Origin of the sequence: Virgisporangium aliadipatigenens, from assembly GCF_016863615.1 — a bacterium.
GTDB classification, from domain to species: Bacteria; Actinomycetota; Actinomycetes; order Mycobacteriales; family Micromonosporaceae; genus Virgisporangium; species Virgisporangium aliadipatigenens.
Genome location: NZ_BOPF01000048.1, coordinates 17286 through 30131 on the forward strand (window position 1 = coordinate 17286; position 12846 = coordinate 30131).

The 12846-nt window shown below is 71.3% G+C and carries 10 protein-coding genes; 7 read left to right on the forward strand and 3 right to left on the reverse strand.

Annotated features, from left to right (window positions below; translation table 11 throughout):
* Positions 1-24: 24 nt before the first annotated feature.
* On the forward strand, positions 25-2406 hold the full coding sequence (locus Val02_RS41385; protein ID WP_203904821.1) for an RICIN domain-containing protein: 2382 nt from the start codon (positions 25-27) through the stop codon (positions 2404-2406).
* A gap of 8 nt (positions 2407-2414) precedes the next feature.
* Here the strand turns inward: Val02_RS41385 and Val02_RS41390 are convergent, their stop codons facing one another.
* The gene (locus Val02_RS41390; protein ID WP_203904822.1) at positions 2415-3176 is read right to left on the reverse strand and encodes a FadR/GntR family transcriptional regulator; all 762 of its coding nucleotides are present in this window, start codon (positions 3174-3176) and stop codon (positions 2415-2417) included.
* A 121-nt stretch (positions 3177-3297) separates the two neighbouring features.
* Positions 3298-4695 (reverse strand): hypothetical protein, encoded by a 1398-nt coding sequence (locus Val02_RS41395; RefSeq protein ID WP_203904823.1) that lies wholly within the window; start codon positions 4693-4695, stop codon positions 3298-3300.
* A 327-nt stretch (positions 4696-5022) separates the two neighbouring features.
* On the opposite strand from Val02_RS41395, the gene Val02_RS41400 reads away from it, so the two are divergent.
* The 4 genes from Val02_RS41400 to Val02_RS41415 are packed head-to-tail and all read left to right on the forward strand — an operon-like array spanning position 5023 to position 9197.
* Complete coding sequence (locus Val02_RS41400) at positions 5023-6276, forward strand: ABC transporter substrate-binding protein (protein ID WP_203904824.1); 1254 nt, start codon at positions 5023-5025, stop codon at positions 6274-6276.
* A 4-nt stretch (positions 6277-6280) separates the two neighbouring features.
* On the forward strand, positions 6281-7237 hold the full coding sequence (locus tag Val02_RS41405) for a carbohydrate ABC transporter permease (RefSeq protein ID WP_203904825.1): 957 nt from the start codon (positions 6281-6283) through the stop codon (positions 7235-7237).
* Entirely contained in the window at positions 7234-8070 is an 837-nt protein-coding gene (locus Val02_RS41410) for a carbohydrate ABC transporter permease (RefSeq protein ID WP_203904826.1), read from the forward strand. Before Val02_RS41405 ends, Val02_RS41410 begins: the two co-directional genes overlap by 4 nt.
* 35 nt (positions 8071-8105) lie before the next feature.
* On the forward strand, positions 8106-9197 hold the full coding sequence (locus tag Val02_RS41415; protein ID WP_203904827.1) for a ricin-type beta-trefoil lectin domain protein: 1092 nt from the start codon (positions 8106-8108) through the stop codon (positions 9195-9197).
* On the opposite strand, the gene Val02_RS41420 is transcribed toward Val02_RS41415, so the two are convergent.
* Positions 9194-9823: a TetR/AcrR family transcriptional regulator gene (locus tag Val02_RS41420; RefSeq protein ID WP_203904828.1), complete on the reverse strand. Its 630-nt coding sequence runs from the start codon at positions 9821-9823 to the stop codon at positions 9194-9196. The two genes, Val02_RS41415 and Val02_RS41420, sit on opposite strands and share 4 nt — an antisense overlap.
* A gap of 118 nt (positions 9824-9941) precedes the next feature.
* On the opposite strand from Val02_RS41420, the gene Val02_RS41425 reads away from it, so the two are divergent.
* Together Val02_RS41425 and Val02_RS41430 are read left to right on the forward strand one after the other, a co-directional pair.
* Complete coding sequence (locus Val02_RS41425) at positions 9942-10724, forward strand: siderophore-interacting protein (protein ID WP_239153735.1); 783 nt, start codon at positions 9942-9944, stop codon at positions 10722-10724.
* 13 nt (positions 10725-10737) lie between these two features.
* The gene (locus tag Val02_RS41430) at positions 10738-12831 is read left to right on the forward strand and encodes a 2Fe-2S iron-sulfur cluster-binding protein (RefSeq protein ID WP_239153728.1); all 2094 of its coding nucleotides are present in this window, start codon (positions 10738-10740) and stop codon (positions 12829-12831) included.
* Positions 12832-12846 lie beyond the last annotated feature (15 nt).

The following is a 12846-nucleotide window of genomic DNA, read 5'->3' on the forward strand; positions in this document are numbered from 1 at the left end:
GTCATACGAACCCGGGAGGGATCCATGGCCGTGTCGCCGTTCCCACCGCTTCGACGCGCACTGGCTGCCGCGGCCGCCGCCGTGCTGTCGAGTGCGACCGCCGTGCTGGCCTGCACCGCCCCGGCGTCGGCGGAGGCCACCACCGTCCACGCCGCCCCCTCGGGCACCGGCACCGCCTGTTCCGCGACGCAGCCGTGCTCCCTCGCGCAGGCGCAGGCAACGGTGCGGTCACTCAACGACGCGATGGTCGACGACATCGTCGTGCAGCTGGCCGACGGGACGTACCGGCTCTCGGCACCGCTGCGCCTCACCGCCGAGGACTCCGGCTCCGGCGGTCACACCGTCCGGTGGCGGGCCGCCCCGTCGGCGCGCCCCGTGCTCAGCGGCGCCCGGGCGGTCACCGGCTGGACGGTCGCCGACGCGGGCCGCAACATCTGGCGCGCCAGCGTCACCCCGGGCTTCGACTTCCGGCAGCTGTACGTCGACGGCGCCGTCGCCACCCGGGCGCGCACCCAGGTCAACCGCGCCGACTTCACCGCCTCCGCCACCGGCCTGCGCTTCTCCAACGGCGCGCTGGCCTACCTGAACAACCTGGCCGACCAGGGCCGCGTGGAGATCGAGAGCGTCAACTCGTTCACCGACCGGTACTCGCCGGTGCAGAGCATCGGCGGGAACGTCATCACGATGAAGCAGCCGGCGTGGAACAACAACAACTTCGGCTACGACACGTTCACCAGCCCGCACCGCGCCGGCCCGCTGTACCTGACGAACGCCTACGAGTTCCTCGACGCGCCCGGCGAGTGGTACCTCAACCCCGCGGCCGGGGCGCTCTACTACATCCCCCGGCCCGGCCAGAACATGGGCACCGTCGGCGTGGAGGCGCCGGCGCTGCAGTCCCTGGTGAACATCGGCGGGACCTACGACGCGCCGGCGCACCACATCGCGTTCAGCGGCATCACCTTCACCGGCACGACCTGGCTGGGTCCCAGCAGCAACCAGGGTTTCGTGGACCAGCAGACCGGTGCCTACATCACCGGCACCTGGAACTGGCCCGCCTTCTCCGCCTGCCACCAGGGCTGCCCGCAGTTCGAGGCCACCCGCCCGAACTGGTCGCAGATGCCGGCCGCCGTGCAGATCTCGGCCGCCGACACGGTGACGTTCAGCGACTCGCAGTTCGTCAACCTGGGCCAGACGGCCATCGGCATCGGCAACGACGCCAACGCCCACGCCAGCGGGGTCGGCCTGGGGGCCAGCAACATCACCGTCACCCGTTCGGAGATCGCCCGCAGTTCGGCCGGCGGGATCGTCGTCGGCGGCGTGCGCGCCGACGCGCACCACCCGAGCGACCGGCGGATGGTCAACCGCGCCATCACGCTCAGCGACAACCGCCTCCACGACCTCGGCCTCGAGTACCGCGGCATCGTCTCCGTCCTGGCCACCTACGTCACCGACGCGACGATCTCGCACAACGAGGCCTACAACCTGCCCTACACCGGCATGTCGATCGGCTACGGCTGGGGCTCCAACGACGCGGGCGGCAGCAACCACTACGCCGATCGCGGCCTGTACAACTACCAGCCGCGCTACGGCACCCCGACGACCGCCTCGGGCAACCGGCTGGTGGGCAACTACGTGCACGACGTCATGCAGCAGATGACCGACGGCGGGTGCATCTACACGCTGTCGGCCAACCCGAACGCCGTCATCCGCGACAACTACTGCCTGCGCACCAACGGCTGGTTCGGCATCTACTTCGACGAGGGTTCCCGCTATTACACCGCCACGAACAACGTCTTCTCGGGGACCGGCACCTGGGCCACGGCCAACTACTGGTTCGCCGAGAACATGGGCAACTTCACCGTCACGAACAACTGGACCGGCAACGGCAGCACGAACGTCACCAACGGCGACCGCGGCAACGTCGTGTCGGGCAACGTCACCGTCACCAACGGGAACTGGCCGTCGGGGGCGCAGGCGGTGATGGCCGCGGCCGGTCCGGGCACCGGCGCGCCGGACCCGGCCGCCGCGACGATCGTCGGCGTGCCGTCGGGGCGCTGCCTGGACGTGCCGAACGCGAGCACCGCCAACGGCACCCAGACGCAGCTGTGGGACTGCTCCGGCGGCGCGAACCAGGCGTGGACCTACACCTCCGGCCGGCAGCTGACGGTGTACGGCACCAAGTGCCTGGACGCCAACGGGCAGGGCGCCACCAACGGCACCACCGTGATCATCTGGGACTGCAACGGCCAGAGCAACCAGCAGTGGAACCTCAACGCCGACGGCACGATCACCGGTGCGCAGTCCGGCCTGTGCCTGGACGCCAGCGGGGCCGGCACGGCCAACGGCACGAGGATCACCCTGTGGGCCTGCCACGGCGGCACGAACCAGCGGTGGCTGCGCCGGTGACCGCCGCGTCAGCGCCGCAGCCGGGTCGGATTTCCCGGCCCGCTGCGGCGCACGAGCCACGCGTCGGTGATGTGCGCGAACATCGCGGCCGCCGCACCGGCGGGGTCACCGGCGGCGATGCGTTCGTAGATGCGCCGGTGACCGGCGTTGGAGGCGACGCACAGCGCGCGCGCTGTGCGGCCCACGTAACGCGCGGAGTGGATGACCTGGCCCTGCAGGGAGGCGACCACGGCGCGCGCGATCCGGTTTCCGGAGGCCCGCATGATGACGTCGTGGAACGCCCGGTCGTGTTCCTCGTACGTCGCGGGGTCGTCGACCAGCTCGTCCATCCGGTCGACGAGCTCGCGCAGCCGTCCGAGCGTCTCCTCGTCGGACTGGCGGGCGGCCACGTCGGCCATGTCCGACTCGAGCAGCCGTCGGGTGACCACGAGATCGTCGAGCACGGCGAGCGTCTCGTCCTCGGCGATGGTGGCCGCCAGCACCATCTCGTCCAGCAGGTTCCACCTCGACGGCGGCGTCACGATCGTGCCGGCGCCCTGGCGGACCTGGACGAGACCCTTCTCCTGGAGGATCTTGACCGCCTCCCGGGCGACGGTGCGACTGACCGAGAACGTCTCGCACAGGGCGGGCTCCGGCGGCAGCGGCGTGCCCGGCGGGTGGTGCCCGCGCACGATCCGTCCGACCAGTTCGGCGGTGACGGCGCGCCCGAGGTTGGCCGGCCGGCGGGTCCACGCGAGCGCCTCCGCGGCGGCCCTCTGCGGTGTGCTCATGTCTCCTCCGAACGGCCGCCCTCGTCGACTTCCGGCGCGGGCCAGTGTATGTCGACGCATTGACGGCCGACGTTCGCTGCCGTTGCGGGCCGCCCGGGGCCGCGGCGTGCGCGCCGGTGGTTCAGCCGGGGAAGGGCCGGTTGAACCGTTCGGGAGCGAAGGGGATGTACCGGCCGGCGGGCCCACCGGGGACGACCGCGGCGGCCCGGGCGTTCATGGCGCGCGGGCCGGTGTCGGGCCAGTGCCCGCCGCGCAGGCGGTCGACCATGACCGAGATCGCGGCCACCTGTTCGGCCGGCGTGAAGGCGCAGTGGCCGGCGGACTCCACATAGGACTGTCGCAGCAGCCGGCCGTTGCCGTGCGCGCGCACGATCGCCTCGTAGGACTGCTGCTGGGCCACCGTCGAGATCTGGTCGCCGACGTTGCTGACCGCGAGGACGGGGATGCGCAGGCGGCCGGTGAAGACGATCCCCTCGGCGAAGCGTTCGACGGCGGCGGGGTCGGCCACGGTGCGCGGTGCGGCGTTCAGCCGGGCGAGGTCGGCGTCCAGGTCCAGGCCGGCCTGCCGGTACAGCCGGCGCACCGCGTCGCGGTACTCCGGCCGCGCGGCCTGCCACTGCCGGGCGTAGTCCACGCCGACGTTCCACGACGGGTTGCCGCCGGTGACCTGTTCGATCTGGCGGCGGCTGCTCATCGCCTGGCCGATGTAGGGCAGCGGCCCACCGGCCAGCGCCAGGTACATGCCCTCCTGCACCGCCGCGGCGTCGCCGGGATCCGGCCGGGGGGTCGGCGAACCGTCCGGCGCCACACCCCAGCCCGGCAACTGTCCGACGGCGGCGGACAACGCGATCCGGGCGCGGCCCGGTGCGGTGGCCTGCGCCTGGCCCAGCGCGCCGATCCAGGCCCGCTGGGCCGCCGGCACGTCGGCCGGGATGCCGGTGACCGGCAGGGTCGTGTCGGGGAAGAGCAACGTCTTGAGCGCGTGGACGGTGTCGAGCTTCTGGTTCCACTGCGCGACGGACCCGCTGAGGCCGCCGCAGAACGCGACGGCCGCGTCGAAGCGCTGCGGGTGCACCTGTGCGACGCCCGCGGAGACGAATCCGCCCATCGAGTTGCTCGACGCGATCGCCCACCGGACCCGGCCGAAGGCGGCGGTGAACGCCGCGAGAGCCGCCGCCTGGTTGTCGATCGCCCGGCGGATGTTCCATCCGGTCACCAGGCGGGTGGTGCCGCCGCGGGCGAAGCCGCGCTCCAGCAGCCGTGCGGTCAGCGGGCTCTCCAGGCCGCCCGCGGCGAAGTCGAGGTCGACCAGGACGATCCGGTTCCAGTCGCGGGGAACGGCGAATCGGTACGCGGTGCCGTCGGGCAGCGTTCCCTCGGTGCAGACCGGCTGCGCGGACGACGACGGCAGGCAGGGGGTGGCGTCGGCGGGCGGCGGGCGGTCGCCGGCCGAGGCCGGCAGCGCGGCGCTCACGCAGAGCGCGGCGGTCAGGACGGCGGTGGACACCAGTCTTCTCATGGCGGGCTCCAGGCGGTAGATAGACGACACCGTAACGATCGACATAAAATATGTCTACTAACGGGTCGGGTGGAGGCCGGTCGGTCGGAGATGGTCCGCCGGGGTGATGACCTTGTAGATCCGTGCTTCTGCGTGAATGTTTCGTGCGACGAGTGGCAGATTTTGACACGAACGTCGAAACATAAAGTTCCTGACCTCGATGGCCGGATTTTTGGCGGCGGTCCGCGTGGCGGCCCGTTGACCCGCAAGATGTGCGCGTTAACACTCCCGGTGTCAGGCATTGACGTTCGTGATCCTGAAGCTCCGAACCCGCTGATGGAGGGGCATGTGAAACGCCACGTCGCCGCGGTGGCGGCCCTCGTAGTGGCCGCGTCGCTCGTTGCCGGATGTTCCGGCGACTCGGGCTCCGACCCGAAGACGTTCGAGTTCTGGTCGTTCACCGGCATCAACCAGAAGGCCGACGTCGAGGTCTACACCAAGGCGCACCCCGACATCAACGTGAAGCTCACCGAGGTCGGCAGCACCACCGAGACCGCGCAGGCGCTCACCGCCGCGCTCGCCGGCGGGAAGGTCCCGGACCTGGTGCTGATCCAGGGGGACGACCTACCCAAGTTCATGCAGGCGCCCGACAACTTCCTGGACCTCAACTCCCGGGGCGCCGACAAGATCAAAGGCAACTATCTCGACTGGGTGATGAACCAGTCCACGACCGGCGACGGGAAGATCATCGGCATTCCGACCGACGTCGGCGGCCTGGCGATCGCCTACCGCACGGACCTGTTCAAGGCCGCGGGGCTGCCGACCGACCGGGACGCCGTCTCCCGGCTCTGGCCGACCTGGGACGACTTCCTGGAGGTCGGCAAGCGGTACGTCGGCGCGACCGGCAAGCCGTTCCTGGACAACGCGCCGACCAGCGTCTACTTCCAGGCGGTCAACCAGGGCACCCAGCGCTACTACACCCCCGAACGCAAGCTCGACTACGGCAACGCCCAGGTGAAGTCGGCCTTCGACCTCACGCTGAAGTTCCTCGCCGCGAACGTCACCGCGAAGCAGAGCTCGTTCTCGGCGGGCTGGACGGCCGGCATGGACAAGGGCGAGTTCGCCGTCGTGGCGGCCCCGTCCTGGATGCTCGGCTCGATCCGCACGAACGCCCCCGGCACGGCCGGAAAGTGGGACGTGGCAAGGATTCCCGGCGGTTCCGGGAACTGGGGCGGCAGCTACCTCGCGATCCCCAAGCGCGCGAAGAACCCGACCGCCGCGTGGAACTACATCAACGAGATGCAGTCACCGAACGCCCAACTCGAACACTTCCTGACCTCCGGCGCACTGCCGAGCACGCCTTCGGTCTACGCGGACCCGAAGCTCACCTCCCGCTCGGAGCCGTTCTTCTCGAACGCGCCGATCGGCAAGATCTACACCGACTCGGTGACCGGCCTCAAGCCGTTCTACATCGGGCCGGACGACGGACCCATCGGCACCGAGTTCCTCAACGTGCTGGTCAGCGTCGAACAGGGGAAGGTGCCCCCGGACAAGGCCTGGAGCACCGCGTTGGCCAACGTCAAGAACGCCGTCGAGAAGTGACCTCGTGGCGACGATCCTCGACCCGGCCGTCGTCACGCGCAAACCGCCGCCGGCACCGCACGGAGGCATCCGCGAGAGCGTGCGCGAACGGCTGGCCCCCTACGGCTACATCGCGCCGTTCTTCCTCCTGTTCGCCGTCTTCGGGCTGTTCCCGCTGCTGTTCACCTTCTACGTCGCGCTGTTCGACTGGAACCCGATCGGGGAGCGCACCTTCGTCGGGCTGGACAACTTCACCCGGCTCGTCGACGACCCGCGGTTCTGGAACGCGGTACGCAACACCTTCAGCATCTGGGTGCTGTCGACCGTCCCGCAGCTGCTGCTCGCGCTCGGGGTGGCGCACCTGCTCAACCACGCACGACTGCGCGCGTCGGGCTTCTTCCGGATGTCGGTGCTCGTCCCGTACATCACCTCCGTCGGCGCCACGACGATCGTCTTCGGGCAGCTCATCGACCGCGACTACGGGATGGTCAACTGGTTCCTCGAGCTGCTGGGCCTGGCGCACATCGAGTTCACCGCGTCGGTCTGGGGCAGCCACCTGACGATCGCCGCGATGGTCATGTGGCGTTGGACGGGGTACAACGCCCTGCTGTACCTCGCCTCGCTGCAGGCCCTGCCGCGGGAGATCTACGAGGCGGCCGCCGTCGACGGTGCGGGCCAGTGGCGGCAGTTCCGCCACATCACCGTGCCGGCGCTGCGGCCGATCATCGTGTTCACCGTCGTCAACTCCACGATCGGCGGGCTGCAGATCTTCACCGAGGCGCTGCTGCTCAGTCCGTCGGCGGCGCAGACCTGCGGCGCGGCGCGGCAGTGCCAGACGCTCACCCTGTTCCTCTACGAACAGGGTTTCGGGCGCTACCAGTTCGGCTACGGCTCCGCCATCGGTGTGGCGCTGTTCGTCATGGTGGTGATCACCGCATTGGTCAACTTCCTGCTGGTCAGCCGGTCCCGGGCGGAACGATGACGCGACGACGCTCCGGCCACCGCGTTCCGCTGTGGGTGTACGCCGTGCTGACCGTCTTCTGCGCGATCTCCTACTTCCCGCTGTACTGGATGTTCGTGGTCGCCACGACCGACTCGGCCACGGCCACCCGGCTGCCGCCGCGGCTCGTGCCGGGCGACAACTTCCTGGACCTGGCGGGCCTGGTGCTGGAGACGGTGCCTTTCGTGCGGGCACTGGTGAACAGCTTCGTCATCGCCACCGCGATCGGGGTCGGCCAGGCGTTGGTGTGCTCCCTGGCCGGATTCGCGTTCGCCAAGCTCTCCTTTCCCGGCCGGCACACCCTGTTCGTGATCGTGGTGCTGACCATGACGGTGCCGTTGCAGTTGGCGATCATCCCGCAATACATGATCATCTCGCGGCTCGGCTGGGTGGACACCCTCCAGGGCGTGATCGTCCCCGGGTTCGTCAACGCGTTCGGCATCTTCTGGATGCGCCAGCACATCGTCGCGACGATCAGCGACGAGCTGATGCAGGCGGCCCGGGTGGACGGCGCGACGACCTGGCAGGTGTTCTGGCGGGTGGTCTTCCCGCTGGTCCGGCCGGGGGCGATCCTGCTCGGACTGTTCGGCTTCGTCTGGGCGTGGAACGACTTCCTGTGGCCGTTCATCGTGCTCAAGTCGCCGGAGCGCTACACCGCCCAGATCGCCATCAAGGCGCTGCAGAACAGCCGCGACATCGACCTGGGCCTGGCCATGTCCGGCTCGTTCCTGGCGACGTTGCCGCTGCTGGTGCTGTTCGTCTTCGTCGGGCGGCGGCTGGTCGGCGGAATCATGGAGGGCGCCTTCAAGGGATGACACACATCCGCCCATCTCCCCCCAGGAGGCAGTGCATGTCAGGAACACATCGGCTGCTGAGCGCGGCCCTGGCCGTCACACTCGGCATCGTCGGACTCGGCGCGTGGAGCGACGCGGCGACCGCGGAGTCCAACGGAGGCGTCCGGGTGATGCCGCTCGGCGACTCCATCACCGAGGGCACCCAGGTGCCGGGCGGCTACCGCATCGGTCTGTGGCAACGCCTGGCGTCCGCCGGGTACCGGGTCGATCTCGTGGGAACGCAGTTCAACGGCCCGTCCTCGCTCGGCGACCACGACCACGAGGGCCATCCCGGCTGGCGCATCGACCAGATCGACGCGAACATCACCACCTGGCTGCGCAACACCACCCCGCGCACCGTGCTGCTGCACATCGGCACCAACGACATCCTGCAGAACTACAACGTCGGCGGTGCCCCCGGCCGGCTCTCGACGCTGGTCGACCGCATCACCGCCGCCGCCCCCAACGCGGACGTCTTCGTCGCCACGATCATCCCGCTCAGCAACTCCGGCCAGGAGGCCGCGGCGCGCACGTTCAACGCCACGATCCCGGGCATGGTGCAGAGCAAGGTCTCGGCCGGCAAGCGGGTGCACCTGGTCGACATGCACGCCGCGCTCACCACCGGCGATCTCATCGACGGCGTCCACCCGACCGCCCAGGGCTACGACAAGATGGCGGCCGCCTGGTACGCGGCCCTGCGCGCGGTACCGGGCACCATCGGCGATCCCGCCACGGGCACCGGTTCGACGCTGGTCGGCGTCGGGTCGGGGCGCTGCCTCGACGCGCCGAGCGCCACCAACGGCGTCCAGCCGACCGTCCGGGACTGCACCGGCGCCGCCAACCAGAGCTGGACGAGCAGCGGCCAGGCGTTGCAGGCGCTCGGCAAGTGCCTCGACTCGCCGACCGGCGCGACGGCCGGGGCCAGGGCGCAACTGTGGGACTGCCACGGCGGGGCGAACCAGCGCTGGAACCTCAACGCCGACGGCACGATCAGCAACGCGCAGTCCGGCCTCTGCCTCGACGTCAGCGGCAACGGCACGGCCAACGGCACCGCGGTCATCCTCTGGACCTGCACCGCGGCGTCGAACCAACGCTGGACGAGGCGCTAACCGCCCGCCCGGTCCCCGCTCAGGTACCGCGTGACCATGTCGACGAGTTCGTTCTCGAACGTCTCGACCGGCGTGGCGCGCGGTGCCGCCATGAGCTTGTGCGCGTTGACCTCCACGGTGAACGTGATCAGCCCGGCCGCGGTGTCGAGGTCGCGCACCTTGACGTCCGGGTGCCGGGCGAGCAGGCCGCGCAGCTGGGCCACGCGGGTCCGCTCGTGCCGGTCGATGGTGTCGGCCAGTTCCCGGGAGAACGGCGCCTCCTCGATCATCATCCGCAGCAGCTGCGGGTCGTCGTCGTGGTTGTCGATCGCGTTGCGCACCAGTGCGCGGACCATGTCCCGGAGGCTGCCGGGGGACAGGTCGACCCGATCGGCCTGCGGCCAGGTGCCGCGGTCGATGTGCCGCACGAGCAGCGCGGCGAGGATGGCGTCCTTGTTCGGGAAGTACTGGTACAGCGATCCGATCGAGATCCGGGCGTGTTCGGCGATGCGGTTGGTGGTCCCGGCCGCGTAGCCGTGCTCGGCGAAAATGTGAGCAGCTGCGGTGAGGATGCGCTCGCGGGTGAGTGCGGCGCGCACCTGGCGGGGCTTGCGACGCGGGTCGAGGCGGCGGTCGGGCGACGGCATCCGTGGTCTCCTGCGGGGCGCTGAAAAGCGAGTAGCCAAAGAGCTGAGCTTTTATTCACAATAGCGCTGTGAGCTGCGAAAACAAGACCGGCAACGGCCGATGATCCCGAAGGTGCGGATGCCCGTGCGGCGTTCGATGATCACCCTGGAGGTGCGCCGCCGGGAGGTTCTCACGCCGGGCTTCGCGAGCGTCACCCTCGGCGGACCGGCGGTCCGGGATCTCGTCGTCACGGGCGCGGACCAGGCGGTCCGGCTGTTCTTCCCGCGCGGGTCCCGGTCCGCGCTGCGGATGCCCACGCTGTCGAACGAGGCGTGGATGGCGCAGCTGCTGATGATGCCGAAGTCGACGCGTCCCTGGGTGCGCAACCTGACCGTCCGGCGCGCGCGGCCCGCCGACAACGAGATCGACATCGAGTTCGCGCTGCACGGCGACTCGCCGATGTCCACCTGGGCGCGGCGGGCCCGGCCGGGCGACCCGGCCGGGATCTTCGACATCGGCGCGGTCTACCGGCTGCCGGAGGGCGTGCGGAGCCAGCTGCTGGTCGGCGACGAGAGCGCGCTGCCCGCCGTCCTGTCCATCCTCGACGCGACGCCGCCCGGGCTCGCCACGGAGGTGTACCTGGAGGTGGCGGCCGCGGCCGACGTCCGCGCCGTCGAGGCCCCCGCCGGCGTGCGGATCCACTGGTTCAGCCGGGACGGGCGCGACGTGCGGCCCGGCGCCCTGGCCCTGGAGGCGCTGCGCGACGCGACGCTGCCACCCGGCCGCTTCTACACCTGGGTCGCCGGCGAGTCCCGGCTGGCCACGACGGCGCGCCGGCATCTGGTCAACGACCGGGGGGCGGCCGGGCGCGACGTCTCGTTCGTCGGCTACTGGCGGCTGGGCCGCTCCGCACCCGGCTGAGGAGGCCGCACCCGTGAACCGCATCGCCACCGTCGCCGACCTCGAGGCGATCATCGGCCGGCCGCTCGACGCGGTGACCCGCAAGCAGATCGACGCGCTGGACGAGGGCTGCCGGCGCGTCCTGGCCGCCGCGCCGCTGGCCGGCTTCGGATACCGCGACGCCGACGGGAAGTCGCGCACCACGGTGGTCGGCGGACGGCCGGGCTTCGCCGCGGTGGACTCGCCCCGGCGGATCTCCCTGACGCCGCCCGCCGGCGAGCCGCCACCCGTTGCCGGCAGCGGGGCGTCGTTCGTGTTCCTGCTCCCCGGAGTCGGCGAGGTGCTGCGCCTCAACGGATCCGTGGCCGGCATCGGCGAACGGCTCACCGTCGACGTGCGGGAGGCCTACGTGCACTGCGCCCGGGCGGTGGGACGTTCCGGCCTGTGGGCGGCACCACGCGCGGCGCCGACCGGGGCGACCCGTGCGGCCGACGGGCCCCTCGCCGACCCGCGGGTCGCCGCGTTCCTGGCGGCCACGCCGTTCCTCATCGTCTCCTCGGTGGACGCGGGCGGCGGCGGCGACAGCAGCCCGCGCGGCGACAACCCCGGCTTCCTGCGGGTGCTCGACGGCCGCACCCTGGCCCTGCCGGACCGGCGCGGCAACAAGCGGGCCGACACCTTCCACAACCTGCTCGAGGACGAACGCCTCTCGGCCGTCGCACTGGTGCCCGGGCGACTCGAGGTGCTCCGCCTGAGCGGGACCGCCCGCCTGACCGACGATCCGCAACTGCTGCGGACGATGGCGCTCGGGACCCAGGTCCCGCACGCGGCCCTGCTCTTCACGGTGTCGGAGGCGGGCGTCGTCCCCAGCCCCGCCGTCGAGTCCGCACGCCCCTGGGACCGCAGCCGGCACGTCGACCTGACCGCTGTGCCGGATCTCAACGCGCTGGCCACGATCCACCTCGCCGCGAACGCGCCGCGCGGTGTCACGGGCCGGCTGCTGCGGCTGATCGCCCGGCGGCTGGACCGGTACCCGCGCCTGACCCGCCGGCTGATGGCGGCCCTGTTCAGCCGGCAGCTGCGCAGCGAGGGGTACGGGGCCGTCCCGGGAACGCCCGCCGCACCGGGGCGGCCGGTCCGCGTGGCCGAGGTGATCCGCGAGACGGCCGACGCGACCACGCTCGTCCTGGACAGCGTCGACGGTGCGCCGTTCGACTTCCTGCCCGGCCAGTTCTTCACCCTGGTGCTCACCATCGGCGGCAGAACCGTGCGGCGGGCCTACTCGGCGTCGTCCGTTCCCGGGTCGGGGCGGCTCACCCTCACCGTCAAGCGCACCGTGGACGGCTACGCCTCGGCCCACGTGCACGACGGCGTGCGGCCGGGTGACGAACTGCGCCTCCTCGGCCCGTCGGGTTCGTTCCGCGTCGCCCGGCCGCCGAAGGAACTCGTCCTGCTGGCGGCCGGCAGCGGCATCACCCCGATGATGAGCATCGTGCGCGCGACACTCGCCGGCACCGCGGACACCCGGATCACGCTGTTCTACGGCAACCGCACCGAGGCCGACATCATCTTCCACGCGGCGCTCACCGACCTGGCCCGCGCGCACCCGGACCGGCTGCGCGTGCACCACGTGCTCTCCCGCCCGACCCCGCGGTGGAACGGCCGGCGCGGGCGGCTCGACCGGCAGACCGTCCGCGACGCGCTGGCCGCGCTGGCGCCCGGCGACGAGGCGCACTTCTACAGCTGCGGGCCGGCGGGCATGTCGGCCGGTGTCCGCGACGTCCTCGACGAACTCGGCGTTCCCGCCGACCGGCGCCACGAGGAGACGTTCGCCGGAGCGCCGCTGCCGGCCGGCGACGGCGCCGAGCAGACGATGACCGTCGGCGACCTGGGCACCGTCACCGTCGCCGCCGGACAGACCCTGCTGGAGGCCGGCCTCGACGCGGCACTGCCCATGCCGTACTCGTGCACCGTCGGCAGCTGCGGGGAGTGCCGGGTCCGGCTGCGCGACGGAGAGGTCACGATGGCCGAACCGAACTGCCTCAGCCCGCGGGAACGGGCGGGCGGCTACATCCTCACCTGCGTCGCGCGCCCCCGCACCGGGACCACCGTCGAGATCGACGGGTAGCGGAGCCGGTGCGGG

Coding starts and splice junctions, on each gene's coding strand:
- Val02_RS41415 (WP_203904827.1), top strand. CDS start 8,106: ATGTCAGGAACACATCGGCTGCTGAGCGCGGCCCTGGCCGTCACACTC.
- Val02_RS41395 (WP_203904823.1), bottom strand. CDS start 4,695: ATGAGAAGACTGGTGTCCACCGCCGTCCTGACCGCCGCGCTCTGCGTG.
- Val02_RS41410 (WP_203904826.1), top strand. CDS start 7,234: ATGACGCGACGACGCTCCGGCCACCGCGTTCCGCTGTGGGTGTACGCC.
- Val02_RS41420 (WP_203904828.1), bottom strand. CDS start 9,823: ATGCCGTCGCCCGACCGCCGCCTCGACCCGCGTCGCAAGCCCCGCCAG.
- Val02_RS41390 (WP_203904822.1), bottom strand. CDS start 3,176: ATGAGCACACCGCAGAGGGCCGCCGCGGAGGCGCTCGCGTGGACCCGC.
- Val02_RS41385 (WP_203904821.1), top strand. CDS start 25: ATGGCCGTGTCGCCGTTCCCACCGCTTCGACGCGCACTGGCTGCCGCG.
- Val02_RS41425 (WP_239153735.1), top strand. CDS start 9,942: ATGCCCGTGCGGCGTTCGATGATCACCCTGGAGGTGCGCCGCCGGGAG.